At 68.1% G+C, this 19,390-nt stretch carries 21 protein-coding genes; 14 read left to right on the top strand and 7 right to left on the bottom strand.

The features are described 5' to 3' along the window. Nucleotides 1–194: 194 nt before the first annotated feature. The 8 genes from argH (at nt 195) to D0901_RS14675 (ending at nt 6,608) form a co-directional block, all read left to right on the top strand. Entirely contained in the window at nt 195–1,601 is a 1,407-nt protein-coding gene (gene argH / locus D0901_RS14710) for an argininosuccinate lyase (protein WP_129141062.1), read from the top strand. After that, nucleotides 1,598–1,834: an LPS translocon maturation chaperone LptM gene (lptM, locus tag D0901_RS14705; RefSeq protein ID WP_129141061.1), complete on the top strand. Its 237-nt coding sequence runs from the start codon at nt 1,598–1,600 to the stop codon at nt 1,832–1,834. Before argH ends, lptM begins: the two co-directional genes overlap by 4 nt. A 2-nt stretch (nt 1,835–1,836) precedes the next feature. Next, entirely contained in the window at nt 1,837–3,105 is a 1,269-nt protein-coding gene (lysA, locus tag D0901_RS14700) for a diaminopimelate decarboxylase (protein WP_129141060.1), read from the top strand. Continuing rightward, a complete protein-coding gene (gene dapF, locus D0901_RS14695) occupies nt 3,105–3,938 on the top strand; it encodes a diaminopimelate epimerase (RefSeq protein WP_129141059.1) in 834 nt (277 codons plus the stop codon). The genes lysA and dapF overlap by 1 nt, the downstream gene beginning before the upstream one ends. A 22-nt stretch (nt 3,939–3,960) precedes the next feature. Beyond that, the gene (locus tag D0901_RS14690; RefSeq protein ID WP_129141058.1) at nt 3,961–4,677 is read left to right on the top strand and encodes a DUF484 family protein; all 717 of its coding nucleotides are present in this window, start codon (nt 3,961–3,963) and stop codon (nt 4,675–4,677) included. Beyond that, nucleotides 4,661–5,581, top strand: a complete 921-nt coding sequence (locus D0901_RS14685) for a tyrosine recombinase XerC (RefSeq protein ID WP_129141057.1) — start codon at nt 4,661–4,663, stop codon at nt 5,579–5,581. The genes D0901_RS14690 and D0901_RS14685 overlap by 17 nt, the downstream gene beginning before the upstream one ends. A gap of 4 nt (nt 5,582–5,585) precedes the next feature. Next, nucleotides 5,586–6,311 (top strand): HAD family hydrolase, encoded by a 726-nt coding sequence (locus tag D0901_RS14680; protein WP_129141056.1) that lies wholly within the window; start codon nt 5,586–5,588, stop codon nt 6,309–6,311. A gap of 78 nt (nt 6,312–6,389) precedes the next feature. Further along, the gene (locus D0901_RS14675; protein ID WP_129141055.1) at nt 6,390–6,608 is read left to right on the top strand and encodes a hypothetical protein; all 219 of its coding nucleotides are present in this window, start codon (nt 6,390–6,392) and stop codon (nt 6,606–6,608) included. A gap of 6 nt (nt 6,609–6,614) precedes the next feature. Here D0901_RS14675 and yihA read toward each other — a convergent pair whose 3' ends face one another. Beyond that, complete coding sequence (gene yihA / locus D0901_RS14670) at nt 6,615–7,196, bottom strand: ribosome biogenesis GTP-binding protein YihA/YsxC (RefSeq protein ID WP_233440437.1); 582 nt, start codon at nt 7,194–7,196, stop codon at nt 6,615–6,617. A 268-nt stretch (nt 7,197–7,464) separates the two neighbouring features. On the opposite strand from yihA, the gene D0901_RS14665 reads away from it, so the two are divergent. The 6 genes from D0901_RS14665 (at nt 7,465) to D0901_RS14640 (ending at nt 12,954) form a co-directional block, all read left to right on the top strand. Next, nucleotides 7,465–8,097 carry a c-type cytochrome gene (locus tag D0901_RS14665; RefSeq protein WP_129141053.1) on the top strand — a complete coding sequence of 211 codons (633 nt, stop codon included), beginning with the start codon at nt 7,465–7,467 and terminating at the stop codon, nt 8,095–8,097. Between the two features lie 114 nt (nt 8,098–8,211). Next, the gene (locus tag D0901_RS14660) at nt 8,212–8,841 is read left to right on the top strand and encodes a thiol:disulfide interchange protein DsbA/DsbL (RefSeq protein ID WP_129141052.1); all 630 of its coding nucleotides are present in this window, start codon (nt 8,212–8,214) and stop codon (nt 8,839–8,841) included. A 2-nt stretch (nt 8,842–8,843) separates the two neighbouring features. Then, nucleotides 8,844–9,653: an endonuclease/exonuclease/phosphatase family protein gene (locus D0901_RS14655; protein WP_129141051.1), complete on the top strand. Its 810-nt coding sequence runs from the start codon at nt 8,844–8,846 to the stop codon at nt 9,651–9,653. 138 nt (nt 9,654–9,791) lie between these two features. After that, entirely contained in the window at nt 9,792–10,349 is a 558-nt protein-coding gene (locus D0901_RS14650; protein WP_129141050.1) for a TRAP transporter small permease subunit, read from the top strand. Continuing rightward, complete coding sequence (locus D0901_RS14645; RefSeq protein ID WP_129141049.1) at nt 10,349–11,755, top strand: TRAP transporter large permease; 1,407 nt, start codon at nt 10,349–10,351, stop codon at nt 11,753–11,755. The genes D0901_RS14650 and D0901_RS14645 overlap by 1 nt, the downstream gene beginning before the upstream one ends. A 155-nt stretch (nt 11,756–11,910) precedes the next feature. Then, nucleotides 11,911–12,954: a TRAP transporter substrate-binding protein gene (locus tag D0901_RS14640; RefSeq protein WP_233440436.1), complete on the top strand. Its 1,044-nt coding sequence runs from the start codon at nt 11,911–11,913 to the stop codon at nt 12,952–12,954. A gap of 92 nt (nt 12,955–13,046) precedes the next feature. Here D0901_RS14640 and nuoN read toward each other — a convergent pair whose 3' ends face one another. From nuoN to nuoI, 6 genes are all read right to left on the bottom strand, one after another. After that, the gene (nuoN, locus tag D0901_RS14635; RefSeq protein WP_129141047.1) at nt 13,047–14,501 is read right to left on the bottom strand and encodes an NADH-quinone oxidoreductase subunit NuoN; all 1,455 of its coding nucleotides are present in this window, start codon (nt 14,499–14,501) and stop codon (nt 13,047–13,049) included. Continuing rightward, the gene (gene nuoM, locus D0901_RS14630; protein WP_129141046.1) at nt 14,498–16,042 is read right to left on the bottom strand and encodes an NADH-quinone oxidoreductase subunit M; all 1,545 of its coding nucleotides are present in this window, start codon (nt 16,040–16,042) and stop codon (nt 14,498–14,500) included. The genes nuoN and nuoM overlap by 4 nt, the downstream gene beginning before the upstream one ends. Nucleotides 16,043–16,111: 69 nt before the next feature. Then, nucleotides 16,112–17,971 carry an NADH-quinone oxidoreductase subunit L gene (gene nuoL / locus D0901_RS14625; RefSeq protein ID WP_129141045.1) on the bottom strand — a complete coding sequence of 620 codons (1,860 nt, stop codon included), beginning with the start codon at nt 17,969–17,971 and terminating at the stop codon, nt 16,112–16,114. Nucleotides 17,972–17,981: 10 nt separating this feature from the next. Next, nucleotides 17,982–18,290, bottom strand: a complete 309-nt coding sequence (gene nuoK / locus D0901_RS14620; protein WP_129141044.1) for an NADH-quinone oxidoreductase subunit NuoK — start codon at nt 18,288–18,290, stop codon at nt 17,982–17,984. Beyond that, nucleotides 18,287–18,832 (bottom strand): NADH-quinone oxidoreductase subunit J, encoded by a 546-nt coding sequence (gene nuoJ / locus D0901_RS14615; RefSeq protein WP_129141043.1) that lies wholly within the window; start codon nt 18,830–18,832, stop codon nt 18,287–18,289. Before nuoJ ends, nuoK begins: the two co-directional genes overlap by 4 nt. A gap of 17 nt (nt 18,833–18,849) precedes the next feature. After that, the gene (gene nuoI, locus D0901_RS14610; RefSeq protein ID WP_129141042.1) at nt 18,850–19,389 is read right to left on the bottom strand and encodes an NADH-quinone oxidoreductase subunit NuoI; all 540 of its coding nucleotides are present in this window, start codon (nt 19,387–19,389) and stop codon (nt 18,850–18,852) included. Nucleotide 19,390 lies beyond the last annotated feature (1 nt).

Genomic DNA, 19,390 nt, shown 5'->3' with positions numbered 1-19,390 from the left:
TCTCGATGGGCGGCACGGGTGCGGCGATAGGCCGTCGCCAGTGACGACGACGGCGGCAATGACGACCATGATAAAACAGTCGCGAGGCGAGGAAAAATCGCCCGCGGCCGGCATGCCGGGCCGCTCGCCTGACGCGCCGACTCTGGTACACTCGGGACAGATTTCCAAATCACCCGGCAGGACCCGCATCCCCGATGAGCCAGCAGACCAATCAATCCTGGGGGGGACGCTTCAGCGAACCCACCGATGCCTTCGTCGAGCAGTTCACCGCCTCGGTGAACTTCGATCGCCGCCTCTACCATCACGACATTCGCGGCTCGATCGCCCACGCCACCATGCTCGCGCGGGTCGACGTGCTGACCCTCGACGAACGCGACGCGATCATCGCCGGGCTCGGCGAGATCGAGCGCGAGATCGAGGCCGGGCAGTTCCCCTGGTCGGTCGCCCTCGAGGACGTGCACATGAACATCGAGGCGCGGCTCACCGAGAAGATCGGCATCACCGGCAAGAAGCTGCACACCGGACGCTCGCGCAACGATCAGATCGCCACCGACATCCGCCTCTACCTGCGCGACGAGATCGACGTCGTCGAGGCGGAACTGGCGCGGCTGCGCACGGGCCTGATCGAACTCGCCGAGCGCGAGGCCGACACCATCATGCCCGGCTTCACCCATCTGCAGACCGCCCAGCCGGTGACCTTCGGCCATCACCTGCTGGCCTGGCAGGAGATGCTCGCCCGCGATCACGAGCGCCTGCTCGACTGCCGCAAGCGGGTCAATGTCATGCCGCTGGGCGCCGCCGCGCTGGCCGGCACCACCTACCCCATCGACCGCCACGTCACCGCCGAGCTGCTGGGCTTCGAGCGCCCCGCCGAGAACTCGCTGGACGCGGTCTCGGATCGCGATTTCGCCATCGAGTTCACCGCCCTGGCCAGCCTGCTGCTGATGCACCTGTCGCGGATGAGCGAGGAACTGGTGCTGTGGACCAGCGCTCAGTTCGACTTCATCGACCTGCCCGATCGCTTCTGCACCGGCAGCTCGATCATGCCGCAGAAGAAGAACCCCGACGTACCCGAGCTGGTGCGCGGCAAGACCGGGCGCGTCTATGGCCACCTGATGGGCCTTTTGACGCTGATGAAGTCCCAGCCGCTGGCCTACAACAAGGACAACCAGGAGGACAAGGAGCCGCTGTTCGACACCCTCGACACCGTCAAGGGCTGCCTGCGCGCCTTCGCCGACATGATTCCGGCGATCGAGGCCAAGGCCGGCAACATGTACGAGGCCGCGCGCAAGGGCTTCTCCACCGCCACCGACCTCGCCGACTACCTGGTGCGCAAGGGCGTGGCCTTCCGCGATGCCCACGAGATCGTCGGCCAGTCGGTGGCCTACGGCCTCGACAACGCCAAGGATCTCTCCGAGATGACCCTCGACGAGCTGCGTCAGTTCTCCGCGACCATCGAAGGCGACGTCTTCGAGGTACTCACGCTCGAGGGCTCGGTGGCCGCCCGCAACCACATCGGCGGCACCGCGCCGGATCAGGTCCGCGCCGCCGCCCAGCGGGCCCGCGAGGCCCTCGCCACGTTGACGGAGGTCGTCGAATGAGCCGGACGACCCATCGGCGCGTACCGGCACTGCTCGTCCTGGGGCTGCTGGTCGGCACCGGGCTCGGCGGCTGCGGCCAGAAGGGCCCGCTCTACCACCCCGGCGACGAGCAGGCCGCCGAGGCATACGACCCGGCCGGCGCCTACGACGACGACCGCGCGGCCGGCGACGACCCACAGCCGTCCAGCGAGTCGGCCGACGACGGCCGGCCCGACGCGGGGGGCACGGAGTAAGCATGGATCATTTCGACTATCGCGACGGGGTACTTCACGGCGAGGACATCTCGCTGGCGACCATCGCCGCGCGCTACGGCACGCCCTGCTACGTCTACTCGCGGGCCACGCTGGAGCGCCACTACCGCGCCTACAGCGAGGCGCTCGCCGGCCATCCGCACCTGATCTGCTACGCGGTCAAGGCCAACTCCAACCTGGCGGTGCTCAATCTGCTGGCACGCCTGGGGGCCGGCTTCGACATCGTCTCGGTGGGCGAGCTCGAGCGGGTACTGGCCGCCGGCGGCGACCCCGCCCGGGTGGTGTTCTCCGGCGTCGCCAAGGAACGCCACGAGATGGCCCGCGCCCTGGAAGTCGGCATCAAGTGCTTCAACGTCGAGTCGCTGCCCGAGCTGGAGCGCCTCGACGACGTGGCCGGCGAATGCCGCGAGATCGCCCGGGTGTCGCTGCGCGTCAACCCCGACGTCGACGCCCGCACCCACCCCTACATCTCCACCGGGCTCAAGGCCAACAAGTTCGGCATCCCCGTCGACGAGGCGCTCGCCGTCTACGAGCGCGCCGCCGCCCTGCCCCACATCGAGATCGTCGGGCTCGATTGCCACATCGGCTCGCAGCTCACCGACACCGCGCCCTTCCTCGACGCCCTCGACCGGCTGCTGGTGCTGCTCGACCGGCTCAAGGCGCGCGGCATCGCCATCGAGCATCTCGATCTCGGCGGCGGCCTGGGCGTGCCCTATCAGGACGAGCGCCCGCCGGCCCCGTTCGACTACGCCCGCGCGCTGCTCGAACGGCTCGCCGAGTGGGACGGCGGCGAGGGACTGACGCTGCTGTTCGAGCCCGGTCGCTCGATCGCCGCCAACGCCGGCGTGCTGCTGACCCGCATCGAATACCTCAAGCCCGGCGAGACCAAGCACTTCGCGATCGTCGACGCCGGCATGAACGACCTGATCCGTCCGTCGCTCTATCAGGCCTGGCAGGCGATCCTGCCGGTGGACACCCGGCAGCCGCGCGAGACGGCCATCTACGACGTGGTCGGCCCGGTCTGCGAGACCGGCGACTTCCTGGGCAAGGACCGCGACCTGGCGGTGGCCCAGGGCGACCTGCTGGCGGTGCGCTCCGCCGGCGCCTACGGCTTCGTCATGGCCTCGAACTACAACAGCCGCCCGCGCCCGCCGGAAGTGATGGTCGACGGCGACCGGGCCCACCTGGTCCGGCGCCGCGAGCCCCTCGAGGACCTGTGGGCCGGCGAGGCGCTGCTGCCGGAGAAGCGCTGATGCGGGTCTATTTCACCAAGATGCACGGGCTGGGCAACGACTTCATGGTCGTCGATCTGGTCACCCAGCGCGCGCGCTTCGACACCCAGCAGATCCGTCAGCTCGCCGACCGCCACCTCGGGGTCGGCTTCGACCAGTTGCTGCTGGTCGAGCCGCCACGCGACCCGGAGATGGATTTCCGCTACCGGATCTACAACGCCGACGGCAGCGAGGTCGAGAACTGCGGCAACGGCGCACGCTGCTTCGCCCGCTTCGTGCGCGACCAGCAGTTGACCCACAAGCGCGAGATCCACGTCGAGACACTGGGCGGTCCGCTGACCCTGGTCGTCGACGACGATGAACGGGTGCGCGTCGACATGGGCGCGCCGCGCTTCGCCCCCGCGTCGCTGCCCTTCGAGGCCGACGAGGACCGCACGCTGCACGTCCTCGAGGTCGAGGACGAGCGCCTGGAGATCGGCGCGGTGTCGATGGGCAACCCCCACGCGGTGCTGCAGGTCGTCGACGTCGCCAGCGCCCCGGTGGCACGGCTGGGGCCGCTGATCGAGCGCCACCCGCGCTTCCCGCGTCAGGTCAATGCCGGCTTCATGCAGGTCGTCTCGCGCCACGAGATCCGCCTGCGCGTCTTCGAGCGCGGCGCCGGCGAGACCCTGGCCTGCGGCACCGGCGCCTGCGCCGCGGTCGCCAGCGGTATCCGCCAGGGCCTGCTCGACAGCCCGGTGGACGTCCACCTGCCCGGCGGGCGCCTGACCATCGAATGGGACGGCGACGACGCCCCGCTGTTCATGACCGGTCCCGCCGTGCGGGTCTTCGACGGCCGGGTTCAACTGAGCTGAGCGAATCGACGAGGACGCCAACATGCCCCCTGCGAAAGCGCCCGAGCCCCGCCAGACACTCGACCCCGAGATGGTCGCCCAGTGGCTGGCCCGGCATCCCGACTTCTTCATCGGTCGCGAGGGCCTGCTGCAGCAGCTCAAGGTCCCTCACCCCGAGGCACGCGGCGCCGTGTCGCTGCTCGAGCGACTGGTCCACGACCTGCGCGAACGCGCCGAGAGCGCGGAGTGGCGGCTGGAGCAGCTGCTGGAATCGGCGCGCCACAACGAGTCCCAGTACCGCCGCACCCGCGAGTTGATCCTGGCGCTGCTCGAGGCCGAGGACAACGACGCGCTGGGCGAGGCGCTGGCCACCCAACTGGCCGAGCGTTTCCGGACCCACGCGGTGGCGCTGTGGTGCGCGCCGCAGCTCACCGACGCCGAGCCCAGCCCGCCGCAGCCGCCGCGCTTCGTCCTCGACGAGGCCAGCGGCGCGCGCCTGGGTGCGCTGCTCGACGGCCGTACCAGCCGCTGCCGGCGGCTGTCGCGCAAGGACTGGCAGCGCCTGCTGCCGCACCTCGATCCGCCCAAGCAGGCCGGTTCCTGCGCCCTGACCCGGCTGACGCTCGGCGAACCTCAGGGCTACCTGATTCTCGCCAGCCACGACAGCGACCATTTCCGTGCCAGTCTCGACACCCTGTTCACCGAGTACCTGGGCGAGGTGGTCACCCGCCTGATGGTGGGGCATGTCCAGCGCCGCTGACCGCCTCGAGACGCGCCGCGACGCCTTCCTCGCCGAGCTGGCCCGACGCGCCAGCCCGGCGACCGTCGATGCCTACCGCCGCGACCTCACGGCGTTGACGCGCTTCGCCCAAGATGCCGGCCTGACGGACTGGACGGCCCTCGACGCCGCCCGGCTGCGGCGCTTCCTGGGCGGCGAGCGGACCCGCGGCCTGGCGCCGCGCAGCCTGGCCCGACGCCGCGCCGCGGTGTCGAGCTTCGCCGAGTATCTGGTCGAGTGCGGCATTCTCGCTCACAACCCGGTGCGGTTGTCGCGCGCGCCGCGCCTGCCGGGCCACCTGCCCCATCCGGTGGACGTCGACCAGCTGGCGCGCTTTCTCGACACCCCTCACGACGGCTCGCCGCTGGCGATTCGCGACCAGGCGATCTGCGAGCTGCTCTATTCCAGCGGCCTGCGTCTGGCGGAGCTCGCCGCACTCGATCTCGCCCAGCTCGATGGCAGTCGCGTGCGGGTGATCGGCAAGGGCAGCAAGCCCCGCCAGGTGCCGGTGGGACGCCGTGCCCGAGAGGCGCTCGACGCCTGGCTGGCGATCCGCCCGAGCATCGCCGTGGCCGGTGAAACGGCTCTGTTCGTCGGCCGACGCGGCACGCGGCTCGGCCACCGTGCCATTCAGCAGCGGCTGTCGCGGCTCGCCATCGAGCGCGGTCTGCCCGAGCATCTGCATCCGCACCGCCTGCGCCACTCCTTCGCCAGCCACCTGCTGGAATCCAGCCAGGACCTGCGCGCCGTCCAGGAACTGCTCGGCCACGCCCAGCTGTCGACGACCCAGGTCTACACCCGGCTGGACTGGCAGCATCTGGCCGGCGCCTACGACGCCGCCCACCCGCGGGCCCGCCGCCGCGGCCCCGACGACGCCAACGAGTAAGCCCATGACAGCTCCCCATCCCACCCGCATCGAGGCACTGACCTTCGATCTCGACGACACCTTCTGGGACAACCAGCCGGTGATGGCCCGTACCGAAGCGGGCCACTACGACTGGCTGCACGAACGCGTCGGCCATGCCGAGCGCTTTCCGCTGGAGGAGTACCAGCGCCGGCGCCTCGAATTCGCCGCCCGCCATCCCGTGAGGCGCGGCGACTTCACCTGGGTACGTCGCGAGACGCTGCGCGAGATGCTCCTCGAGTTCGGCCTGGACACCGACGAGGCGGCCCGCTGGGCCGACGCGACGATCGAGCACATGCTCGAGCTGCGCCACGACATCACGGTGTTCGAGGAGGTGCCCGAGATGCTGGATGCGCTGGCCGGCCGCTACCGCCTCGCCGCGATCACCAATGGCAACGTCGACCTGACGCGGCTGGCGATCGGCGAGCACTTTCCGGTGATCATCAACGCCGGCGAGAGCCTGGCACCCAAGCCCGACGCGCGCGCCTTCCTGGCGGCGCTGGCGCGGCTCGGGCCGGTGCCGCCCTCGCGGGCGCTGCACGTCGGCGATTCCTGGCGGGAGGACGTGCTGCCGGCGCTGCGGCTGGGGATGCGCGTGGCGTGGATCGACAAGGACGACGCGCGACCGGCGACGCTGCCCGACGGCGTCCACCGTCTGGCCCACATCCGCGATCTGCCGGCGCTGCTGGGCCACCTCGAGACCAAGGGCTAGCGAGCGGCCGTCCCGGCTTGTGCAAACCGTTACCAGCAACGATACTGCGTACAGGATTTGTACAATGCGGAGGCCGCCATGCACGTCTGCGATCGACTGACCACCTGGCTGGTGGTGGCGGCCGTGCCGCTGCTCACACTCGTCGCCCTGCCGCTGGCCACGCACGACACGCCCCAGGCGGTCGCGCCGGCGGCCCGTCAGGAAACGGTCAGCCAGCCCGGGAGCCGCTCCATGCCTTACCCGGGCACATCCTACCGGGCCCCCGAGAGCGGGCGGCCCGTGATCTGGTCGTTGTGACCGCGGTCACGCCTCGGCGTCGCCCAGCCAGCCGTCGAGCCGCGCGGTGAGGGTCTCCAGCCCCTGGCGCTTGAGCGCCGAGAACAGCTGGATGCTGACCAGGTCCTCCCATTCGCGGAGCTGGCTGCGGACCTTCTGGTGCATGTTCTTCGCCGCCCCCGGCTTGAGCTTGTCGGCCTTGGTGAGCAGGATGTGCACCGGCATCTCCTGCTCGTCGGCCCAGCCCAGCATCATCTCGTCGAAGTCGCTGAGCGGGTGGCGCACGTCCATCAGCAGCACCAGCCCCTGCAGCGACTGACGGCGCTGCAGGTAGTCCGCCAGGTGACGCTGCCACTCGAGCTTGACCGACTCGGGCACCTTGGCGTAACCGTAGCCGGGCAGGTCCACCAGGCGACGGGTCGTATCGCTGCCCAGGCCGAAGAAGTTGATCAGTTGCGTGCGTCCCGGCGTCTTGGAGGTGCGGGCCAGCGCCTTCTGCTGGCAGAGGGTATTGATCGCGCTCGACTTGCCGGCGTTGGAGCGCCCGGCGAAGGCGACCTCGCGACCCCTGTCGTCGGGGCATTGGGCCAGGGTCGGCGCGCTGGTCATGAAACGCGCGGAGTGATAGTTGAGGCGGGTCACGATGGATCTCGTTCTGACGTTGACGACGGGCCCGGCGGGCGGCCCGGCCGGAAGCGACGTGGGCGACCGCCGGTCGCGTTCACCCCGGTAGGGCGATTGGCTATACTCGCGAGCAGCGGACGACGCGAAGCGGGCTAGTGTAGCATCCCGCTCTCGACGGCGGCGAACCCTCGCCGCACGTGCCACGGCCCCTCAGCGGGTGTTCATGTACACGGCCGGCAGGATGACGCAGGCGATGAAACGGATTCTGATGGGCCTGGCCGCCGCACTGGTCACCGTACTGGGCGGGGCCGGCGGCGCATGGGCCCAGACACCGATCGCGACGCCCGGCTCGGCCGAGGCCGGCCGCGACAAGGCCCAGGTCTGCAGCGCCTGCCATGGTGCCGAGGGCGTCAGCCAGGTGCCCGCCTTCCCCAACCTCGCCGGACAGCAGGCCAGCTACCTGGCCAAGCAGCTGGCCGACATCCGCGACGGCCGGCGTTCCGTGCCGCAGATGGCCGGGGTGGTCGCCGGGCTCGACGACCGGGACATCGCCGATCTGGCCGCCTACTACGCGAGCCTGCCATCCCATCTCGGCCAGGCCGACCCGGCCCTCGCCGAACGGGGACGCCGCCTCTACAAGGGGGGCGATCCCGAGGCCGGCCTGCCGGCGTGCGCGGCCTGCCACACCCCGACCGGGCAGGGGCTGGGCGCCGCCGGCTTCCCGGCACTGTCGGGGCAGCATCCCCCCTATACCCGCGCCACGCTCGAGGCCTTCGCCAGCGGCACCCGCGACAACGACCCCAACGCGATCATGCGCGACATCGCCGCCCGGCTGAGCGACGCCCAGATCGAGGCGCTCGCCGACTACCTCTCCGGGCTGCACTGAGCCCGGGAACCTCATCGCCGACGCCGACTCAAAGGCGTGGCGGCGGCATCACGCTCGCCGCGGATATCTGTTACCTTTAACGGCAAGACGATGATTGGCAAGGAGAGTGGGCGCATGTTGAAACAGTGGATCGCGGCGATCGCCGGACTCGGCTTTTCCACCCTGGTCATGGCGGCGCCGGTCGCCGGCGAGGACTACAAGGTACTCGACACCCCGGTGGAAACCTCGGTGCCCGCCGGCCAGATCGAGGTCAACGAGGTCTTCTGGTACGGCTGCCCGCACTGCTACAAGCTCGAGGGTCCGCTCAACGACTGGGTCGCCCAGCTCCCCGACGACGTCACCTTCCAGCGCATCCCGGCGACCATGGGCGATACCTGGACGGCCCATGCCCGCGCCTTCTATGCCGCCAAGCAGTTGGGCATCCTCGACAAGGTCCACGAGGACTTCTTCGACGCCATCCATCAGCAGGGCAAGCACCTGACCGATCCCGACGATGTCGCCGAGTTCTTCAGCCAGTACGGTGTCACCAAGCAGGCCGCCCTCGACGCGATCGAGTCCTTCGGCGTGAAGAGCGAGATCAACCAGGCCCACGCCAAGATGCGGGCCTACCAGCTGATGGGGGTCCCGGCGCTGGTGGTCGACGGCCACTACGTGGTCACCCCGCAGACCGCCGGCAGCCTCGAGAACATGCCCAAGATCGCCGGCGAGCTGATCGACAAGGTTCGCGACGAACGGGGGCAGTAAGCATGGAGTCGGCGCGCGCTGCCCGTACGGATCGCGCAGACAGGCTGCGGCTGGTGACGTTCAACCTGCAGGTCGGCATCCAGACCTCGGCCTATCACCACTATCTTACCCGCAGCTGGCAGCACCTGTTGCCGCACCCCAGCCGCCAGCGGCGCCTGGACCTGATCGGCGAGGTGCTCAAGGGCTACGACATCATCGGCCTCCAGGAGGTCGATGGCGGCAGCTTCCGCTCGGGCAACGTCGACCAGGTCGCCTACCTGGCCCAGCACGCCGGCTTTCCCAATCACTACAAGCAGCTCAACCGCAACCTGGGCCGGGTCGCCCAGCACAGCAACGGGCTGCTGTCCCGCTTCACGCCCTCGCGCATCGAGGAGCACCGTCTGCCGGGTACCCTGCCCGGCCGCGGCGCCCTTCACGTGCGCTACGGCGACGGCCCCGAAGCCCTGCACGTGTTCATCGCCCACCTGGCGCTCAGTCATCGCGGCCGCGTCCGTCAGCTCGACTACCTGAGCGAGTTGATCGCGCCGCTCGAGCACGTGGTGGTGATGGGCGATCTCAACTGCTCGCCGGAGCAGCTCCACGGGCACACCCGCTTTCGAACCTCGTTGCCGCTCGACCCGGTACGCCCGCTGTTGAGTTATCCTTCCTGGCAGCCACGCCGGGCCCTGGATCACATTCTCGTGTCGTCGTCCCTGAAGGCGGACAACCTGCAGGTCCTCGACCAGCTGTTTTCCGATCACCTCCCCCTGGCCGTCGACATCCATCCGCCGGCACGTTGCCGGCAGGCGATGGGGATCCTGTCAGACCAATGATCCATTGTCGTCGCCCCCGCCACACGGCAACCTGACGCCATTCCGGCGTGGCTTCGTCACGCGTCGCCGTTAAAGCCGGCGGCCGCCGTGACGATACGAAGAAAACTCGGCAACAACGCCACGTAAAGCGAGGGTTCCATGAATCGAGGTTCGCACCTGCCAGCCCCCCTGGCCTGGATCGACGCCATCACCGAACGGCTGGGCAAGGCGCTCGCCTGGCTGGTCATGGCGATGATGCTGATCCAGTTCCTGGTGGTCGTGCTGCGCTATGTCTTCAACTTCAACAGCATCCCCGTGCAGGAATCGGTGATGTACATGCACGCCGTGCTGTTCATGCTCGCCGCGTCCTTCACGCTCAAGCATGACGGCCACGTGCGCGTGGACATCTTCTATCGCAACTTCTCGCCACGAAAGCAGGCCTGGATCGACCTGCTCGGCACCCTGCTGCTGCTGATTCCCTTCATGAGTTTCGTGATCCTCACCAGCCTGGGTTACGTCGGCAAGTCCTGGTCGATCCTCGAGGGCTCGCCGGACACCGGCGGCATCCCCGCGGTCTTCCTGCTCAAGACGCTGATCCCGCTGTTCGCCGGGTTGATGATCGTCCAGGGCATCGCCGAGATCATCCGCAAGGCGCTGGTCATCGCCGGGCGCATCCCGCCGCAACCCGAGCACGACCATACCGAGGAGCGCGTCTGATGCTGGAGTTCATGCCGCTGGTGCTCTTCGCACTGATCTGCGCCGTGCTGATGCTCGGCTATCCGGTGGCGCTGACGCTCGCCGGTACCTCGCTGGCCTTCGCCGGCCTCGGGATGGGCCTCGAGTCGCTGGGTATCGATGCCAACTTCGATGCCAGTTTCCTGTCGGCCTTCCCCAACCGCCTCTACGGCATCATGACCAACCAGACGCTGCTGGCGGTACCGCTGTTCGTGCTGATGGGCGTGCTGCTGGAAAAGTCCAAGGTCGCCGAGACCCTGCTCGACGCCATGGCGCTGCTGTTCGGCTCGCTGCGCGGCGGGCTGGGCATATCGGTGACCATCGTCGGCATGCTGCTGGCCGCCTCGACCGGCATCGTCGGCGCCACCGTGGTGACCATGGGACTGTTGTCGCTGCCGACCATGCTCAAGCGCGGCTACAGCCAGTCGCTGGCCACCGGCACGATCTGCGCCACCGGCACCCTGGGCCAGATCATCCCGCCGTCGATCGCCCTGGTGCTGCTGGGCGACGTGCTTTCCTCGGCCTACCAGCAGGCCCAGCTGTCGATGGGTATCTGGAGCCCCAAGACCGTCTCGGTGGGCGATCTGTTCATCGGCGCCCTGGTGCCGGGGATGATCCTGGTGGTGCTGTACATCGCCTACGTGGCGTTCATCGCCTGGCTGAAACCCGAGTCCGCGCCGCCGGCCGATCGCCGCGAACTGATGGACGAACTCGGCCATCAGGGCGGGCTGACCACGCTGCTGCTCAAGGGGCTGGTGCCCCCGCTGGCGCTGATCGTCGCCGTGCTCGGTTCGATTCTCGGCGGCTTCGCCACGCCCACCGAGGCCTCGGCGGTCGGTGCCTTCGGCGCCCTGGTGCTGGCCATCGCCTACCGCAAGCTGGATCTCGCCACCCTCACCGACGTGGTGCGCTCGACCACCCACGTCACCACCATGGTGTTCCTGATCCTGATCGGTGCGGCGCTGTTCTCGCTGGTGTTCCGCGCCTACGGCGGCGAGGAGCTGGTCAAGGACCTGTTCGACCACATGCCCGGCGGCGTGGTCGGCGCGACGATCATCGTCATGCTGGTGATCTTCTTCCTGGGCTTCATCCTCGACTTCATCGAGATCACCTTCGTGGTGGTGCCCATCGTCGGGCCGGTACTGCTGGCCATGGGGCTCGACCCGGTGTGGCTGGGGATCATGATCGCCATCAACCTGCAGACCTCCTTCCTGACCCCGCCGTTCGGCTTCGCCCTGTTCTACCTGCGCGGCGTGGCGCCGGCGTCGGTGCCCACCACCGCCATCTATCGCGGAGTGGTGCCTTTCATCGTGCTGCAGCTCGCCATGCTCGTCGCCCTGTCCTTCATCCCCGAACTGGCCACCTGGTTGCCCGACCAGTTCAAGTAGGAGTCACGATTCATCGGTGTTTTCCGGACGGGCGACCCCCGTCCGCCACAAACCGCGCGCCCCCCGGCGCGCACGCAACAACAAAGGGGAACGACACCATGCAACGTAACGCGCTAGTCTCCGCCGTGGCCCTGGCGGCCGCCGTCACCGGGCTGATGAGCCTCACCGGTACCGCCCAGGCCCAGGACAGCTATCACTGGAAGATGGTCACCTCGTGGCCCAAGAACTTCCCCGGCGTGGGGCAGGGGCCGGAACGTCTCGCCAAGCTGGTCGACGAGATGTCCGACGGCCGCCTGACCATCGACGTCTACGGCGCCGGCCAGCTGGTGCCGGGCTTCGAGGTCTTCGACGCGGTTTCCGAGGGTACCGCCGAAATGGGCCACTCGGCCTCCTACTACTGGAAAGGCAAGGTGCCGGCGGCGCAGTTCTTCGCCGCGGTGCCGTTCGGCATGAATGCCCAGGAAATGAACGCCTGGTTGCAGTACGGCGGCGGCATGGATCTCTGGAACGAGGTCTACGAGCCGTTCGGCGTGGAGGTCATGGTCGCCGGCGCGTCCGGCGTGCAGATGGGCGGCTGGTACAACAAGGAGATCAATTCGGTCGCCGACCTCGAGGGCCTCAAGATGCGCATGCCGGGGCTCGGCGGCGAGGTGATGAACCGCATGGGCGTGGCGATCGTCAACATGCCCGGCGGCGAGATCTTCACCTCCCTGCAATCCGGCGCCATCGATGCCACCGAGTGGATCGGGCCCTACAACGACCTGGCCTTCGGCCTCTACCAGGCGGCGGATTACTACTACTATCCGGGCTGGCACGAGCCCACGGTGATGTTCGAGGCGATCGTCAATCAGCAGGCCATGGAATCGCTGCCCGCCGACCTGCAGGCGATCCTGCGCAGTGCCGTCGCCGACGTCAACCAGTCGGTGCTCGACGAGTACACCGCTCGCAACAACGACGCGCTCAAGACGCTGGTCGAGGAGCACGACGTGGTGCTCAAGCGTTTCCCGGACGACGTGCTCGCCAAGGCCAAGGAACTCTCGGCACAGGTGGTCTCGGAACTCGCCGCCTCCGATCCCATGGCCAAGAAGATCTACGACTCCTACAGCACCTTCCAGGACAAGGTGGAGAACTACCACGCGATTTCCGAACAGGCCTACTACAACGCCCGCAACCCCGAGGGCGACACCACGCAGGACTGACCGGCAACCACAAAACACCCCGCGCCCATGGGACGCGGGGTGTTTTGTTCAGGCTATCTCTCGCGGCACGCTTGCCACACCACCGGCGATACTCAGCCCACCCCGAGCATCGCCGAACTCATCACGCGCACCCAGTCGATCATCGGCGCCGGGTAGATCCCCAGCAGGATCACCAGCACCGCCGCGCCAAGCACCATCACGCCGCCGGCCTGGATCGCCCAGTTTTCGGGCGCATCGCGGCGCTGCATGCCGGCTTCCGCCAGGTACAGGGTGACCATCACGCGCAGGTAGTAGTAGAGCCCGATGGCGCTGCCGACGATCACCGCGCCGACCAGCCACCAGCGCCCCGCCTCGACGCCCAGGGCGATGATGTAGAACTTGCCGATGAAGCCGGCGGTGAAGGGAATGCCCGCCATCGACAGCATGGTGATCGTCAGCACCGCCGTCAGGTAGGGGCGCCGCCAGAACAGCCCACGGTAGTGGTGCAGCGCGGCAGCATCCTCACCGCTGTAGGGACTCGAGATCAGCGTGACCACCCCGAAGGCGCCCAGCGTGGTGAGCATGTAGGTGACCAGGTAGACCCCGGTCGCCTCGATGGACAGTCCTTCACCGATCACCAGCGCGGTGAGCAGATAGCCGAAGTGAGCGATCGATGAATAGCCCAGCAGGCGCTTGAGGTTGGACTGGGTCACCGCCAGCAGGTTGCCGACCAGCATGGTGACGACCGCCAGCACCGCCAGCACGCCGTGCAGCCAGTCGCTCTGGAAGGCCGGGGCGCTCATCACCAGACGCAACAGTACCGCGAACACCGCCACCTTGCTGGCCGAGGCCAGGAAGGTGGTCGCCGGCCCGGGGCCGCCCTCGTAGACGTCGGGCGTCCACAGGTGGAAAGGCACCACCGAGAGCTTGAAGCCCAGCCCCACGATCACCAGCGCCGCCCCCGCCAGGCCCCAGGCACCGATACCGCCGGCGGCGCTGTCGACCAGGCCGGCGATGTCCAGGTGGCCGGTCTCGGCGTAGAGCAGCGCCATGCCGAACAGCAGGAAGGTGGTCGCCGCCGCCGACAGCACCAGGTACTTGATCCCCGCCTCCAGCGAGCGGCGCGCCCGGTAGGTGTAGGCGAGCATCCCGTAGAGCGGCATCGAGACCAACTCCAGACCGAAGAACAGCGTCGCCAGATGGGTGCTCGCCGACAGCACCAGACCGCCCGCCGTGGAACACAGCAGCAGCAGGTAGAACTCCTCGCGCTGGTCGTCGAACTGCTCCAGGTAGGCGTGCGCCAGTGTCGCGCAGGCCAGCGCGGCGATCAGGATCAGCGCCGCGGCGAGGATCGCCAGACCGTCGATCGCCAGCATCGGCGTCTCGAGCGGGGCCAGTTGCCATACGCCAAACAACGAAAGCAACGCCAGGTTGAGCCCCACCACGGTGACGATGGCGCTTCCGGTGTGGTGACGCCGCCAGGCGATACCCAGCATCACCACGATGGCCGTGGCGCAGACCAGAATCAGCGGCGCAAGCGCCAGCAAATGCGTCGCGGTCAAGGTCATGGTGCCCCCGTCAGCAGAGTGGACGACTGTGATACCGCCGTGAACAGACGCTCGACTTCACCCATGGCCGCGCTGGTGGTGTCCAGCAGTGGCTGGGGATAGAGCCCGAAGAGCAGCACCAGCCCCAGCAGCGACAGCATCATCAGGTACTCGCGGCGGTCGAGATCGGCGAACAGCCCCTCTGCCTTCGGCGGGCCGAAATACACGCGCTGCATCAACAGCAGGGCATAGACCGCCGCCAGCAGGAAGCCGAAGCTGGCGATCGCCACGGTCCAGGGCGCCACCGGGAAGCTGCCGAACAGGATCAGGAACTCGCCGAGGAAGTTGGCGGTGCCCGGCATGCCCAGCGAGGCGGCGACGAAGCACAGCGAGAAACCGGGCAGGCTGCCCGTGCGCCCCCACAGGCCGCCCATCTCGCGCATGTCGCGGGTGAACAGGCGTTCGTAGAGCTGGCCGCTGAGAATGAACAGCCCGGCCGCCGAGAAGGCGTGCGCCACCATCATCAGCACCACGCCCTGCAGTGCCAATTCGGTACCGGCGTAGATGCCGATCAGCACGAAACCCATGTGGGCAATGCTGGTATAGGCGATCAGCCGCTTGACGTCCTGCTGACCGCAGGCCAGCACCGCGCCGTAGAAGATGCCGATCAACCCCAGGGTCATCGCCACCGGGGCGAACGCCTGGGATGCCTCGGGAAACAGCGGCAGCGCGAAGCGCAGCATGCCGTAGGCCGCGGTCTTGAGCAGGATCCCCGCCAGATCGACGCTGCCCGCGGTGGGCGCCTGGGCGTGGGCATCGGGCAGCCAGCCATGCACCGGCACCACCGGCAGCTTGACGGCGAAGGCGACGAAGAAGCCCAGCATCAGCCACATCGCCACGTTGTCGGACAGCGGCGTCTGCATCAGTGTCGCGTATTCGAAGGAATACTCGCCGGTGTTGGCGTGATGAGCGAACACCAGCCCCAGGATCGACACCAGCATCAACAGGCCGCTGGCCTGGGTGTAGATGAAGAACTTGGTGGCCGCGCGGATGCGGGTGCGCCCTTCCGAGCCGCTGTGCCCCCACAGCGCGATCAGGAAGTACATCGGCACCAGCATCATTTCCCAGAAGAAGAAGAACAGGAACAGGTCGATCGACAGGAAAACCCCGACCACGCCGCCGAGAATCCACAGCAGGTTGAGGTGGAAGAAGCCGACGCGCTTGACGATCTCGTTCCAGGAGCAGAGTACCGCCAGCATGCCCAGGAAGCCGGTCAGCGCGATCAGCACCAGCGACAGGCCGTCGAGCGCCAGATGGACGCTGATGCCGAAGCGCGGAATCCACGGCACCTGCCATTCCATCGACCAGCGCACCGCGTCGCTGGCGGTCCCGGCGCCGGGCAGGTGGTACTCGCCCTGGAACCACAGCCCCAGCGTGATCAGCAGCTCGATCAGCATGGTCGCCAGCGCGATCCAGCGCGGCGCCATGCCCCCGTAGCGTTCGCCCTGCCAGCACAGCAGGCCCCCGATGAAGGGGATCAGGATCAGCCAGAGCAGCGTCATAAGCGGAGCATTCCCTGTCGTTTAACCCTTGGCGGCAGACCGCCCGTTTGTCGTTTGCGTGTCATCGTCTCAGCCCCCCAGTACCAGCACGATCAGGATCAGCGTCGCCCCGGCGGCCATGGTGCCGGCGTAAAGGCGCAACTTGCCGGTCTGGGTCCGGCTCAGGCCACGATGCAGGCCCCAGGCAAGCCAGGCCGGCAGCAGCAGGATGCGATCGATGATGTCGCGCCGCAGCAGCCTCGTCAGGCCGCGATAGGGGCGCACGAACAGCCAGTCGTAGGCGATGTCGAAGCCCCAGGCCTGGTTCCAGAACCACCACAGGCGCGCTTCCCAGCCGCTCTGGACCCGCTCGGCGAGCCAGTCCCAGCGCTTGAAGAACAGCCACAGGGCGATCAGGATCCCGGCGACCGAGGTCGCCGAGGCGACGATGGCCACCACGGTATGGGCCATGCCGTGGTCGCCGGCGCCGGCCCCCTGCGGCAACACGCCTTCCAGCGGCGGATGGATCCAGGCGCCGAGGAAGGTCGCCAGCACCGACAGCACCACCAGCGGCAGACCATGCACCAGGCCGCGCCCCGGTTCGGCGTGGCGCGCATTGTCGCTCTTCATCTCGCCGTGGAAGGTGCCGATGATCAGCCGCAGGGTGTACAGCGAGGTCAGCAGGGCCCCCACCAGGCCGGCCAGCAGCAGCCCGTTGTCGCCGGCGGCCAGTTCCTGCCAGAGGATCTCGTCCTTGCTGTAGTAGCCGGCGGTCACCAGGGGCAGTGCCGACAGCGCCGCCCCGCCGACCACGAAACCGATGTAGGCCAGCGGCAATCGGCGCCACAGGCCGCCCAGCCGGCGCATGTCCTGCTCGTGATGGCAGCTGACGATCACCGACCCGGCGGACAGGAACAGCAGCGCCTTGAAGAAGGCGTGGGTCATCAGGTGGAAGATCGCCGCATGGTAGGCCCCGGCGCCCAGCGCCAGGAACATGTAGCCGATCTGGCTCATCGTCGAGTAGGCCAGCACGCGCTTGATGTCGGTCTGGGCCAGTGCGGCGAACCCGGCCATCAGCAGCGTCAGCGCCCCGATCACCCCGACCAGATAGAGCACGTTCGGCGCCAGCTCGAAGATGCCGTGCATCCGCGCGACCAGATAGACCCCGGCGGTGACCATGGTCGCCGCGTGGATCAGCGCCGAAACCGGAGTGGGGCCGGCCATGGCGTCGGCCAGCCAGGTGTGCAGCGGCAACTGGGCCGACTTGCCCAGCGCCCCGCCGAGAATCAGCAGCGCCGCCACCTGTGCCTGCCAGGCGCCCTCGCTCCAGACCTCCGGCGCCCTGGCGAGGAGCTCGACGATATTCAGCGTGCCCAGTTCCCGGAACATCATGAACAGCCCGATGGCCAGGAAGACGTCGCCCAGCCGGGTGATGATGAATGCCTTGAAGGCCGCCCAGCCGTTGGCCGCGGTCTCGTAGTAGTAGCCGATCAGCAGATAGCTGCACAGGCCGACGCCTTCCCAGCCCAGGTAGAGCAAGAGCATGTTGTCGCCGAGCACCAGCAGCATCATGCTGAACACGAACAGGTTCATGTAGGCGTAGAATCGCGTCACCCCGGCCTCGCCCTGCATGTACCAGGCGGCGAACAAGTGGATCAAGAACCCCACGCCGGTGATGATGCCGGTCATGGTCAGCGACAGGCCGTCGAGACGCAGGCCGATGGTGGGCTGGAAATCGCCGACCGCGACCCAGGTCCACAGCGTCATGTCGACCGCCTCGCGGCCACCGGCGAGGAACTGCCAGATGACCCAGGCCGCGACCAGCGCCGCCAGGCCCACGCTGGTCACCCCGACCACCGCGCCGGCCCGCGGGCTGAGACGCCCGCGCGACAGCGAGATGATCAGGGTTCCGGCGAGCGGAAACAGGAATGTCAGGGGCAACAACGACATCGGCAGGTCCTCATCCTTGCATGCGACTGGCCGCGTCCACGTCCAGCGTCTTGAAGCGGTGGTGGAGCTGGATCAACAGCGCCAGGCCGATGCTCGCCTCGGCCGCCGCCAGGGTGATCACCAGCAGGAACATCCCCTGCCCTTCGGGCTGCCCCCAGGCCGTGCCGGCGACGATGAACGCCAGTGCCGCCGAGTTGAGCATGATCTCCAGGCTCATCAGCACGAACACCATGTTGCGCCGGCAGATCAGGCCGGCGAGGCCCAGCGTGAAGAGAATGGCGGCCAGGATCAGACCGTGCTCCATGGGAATACCGCTCATGAGGCCTCCTTGCGGGCTCCGGATTCACGACTCACCGGCGGCTTGGCCGGTGCCGGCAGCCGCCCCACGTGGGACGCGGTGACCAGCGCCGCCAGCAGCAGCATGGCGGCCAGCTCGACGATCAGCAGCCAGGGGCCGAACAGCAGCGTGCCCACGGCCTTGGCGGTGAGCAGATCGCCCGTGATCCGCTGGCTGCCATCGCCGCTCCACAGCGTGGCGACCAGGGTCAGCAGCAGGATGCCGGACAGCACCGCCGGGCCCAGCCAGACCCGCGGCTTGAGCCAGGCCCGCTCCTGGGCGACCACCGCATCGCCCAGGTTGAGCATCATCACCACGAACACGAACAGCACCATGATCGCCCCGGCGTAGACGATCACCTCGAGCGCCCCGGCGAAGGGCGCCCCCAGCGAGAAGAACACCAGCGCCACGCTGATCAGCGAGACGATCAGATAGAGCAGCGCATGCACCGGATTGGTGTTGGTGATCACGCCCAGGGTCGCGAGTACCGCGACCAGTCCACTCAGATAGAAGGCGATTTCCATGTCGTTCGTTACCCCGGTCAGGGAAGCAGTGTCTTGACGTCGATCGGCTCGGCCTCGTTGCGGGCCTTGCCCTTGTCCTTGCCGGCGATCGCCAGCCCCGCCACCTTGTAGAAGTGGTAGTCGTGATCCTTGCCGGGCCCATCGATCAGCAGGTCCTGCTTCTCGTAGACGAGTTCCTGGCGGCGGTACTCGCCCAACTCGAAATCGGGGGTGAGCTGGATCGCCGAGGTCGGGCAGGCCTCCTCGCACATGCCGCAGAAGATGCAGCGCGAGAAGTTGATACGGAAGAACTCCGGATACCAGCGGCCGTCCTCCCGCTCGCTCTTCTGCAGCGAGATGCAGGCCACCGGGCAGGCCACCGCACACAGGTTGCAGGCCACGCAGCGCTCTTCGCCGTCGGGATCGCGGGTGAGCACGATGCGCCCGCGATAGCGCGGCGGCAGATACACCGACTCTTCGGGATAATTCAGCGTCTCCCGCTTGCGGAAACTGTGCATGAAGACCATGCCGATCGTGCGCAGCTGGGAAACGGTACCTTTGAGCACGTTCATCAACATC

Origin of the sequence: Modicisalibacter coralii (genome assembly GCF_004117855.1) — a bacterium.
GTDB lineage: Bacteria > Pseudomonadota > Gammaproteobacteria > Pseudomonadales > Halomonadaceae > Modicisalibacter > Modicisalibacter coralii.
This window is presented reverse-complemented; position numbering and strand designations above follow the sequence as displayed.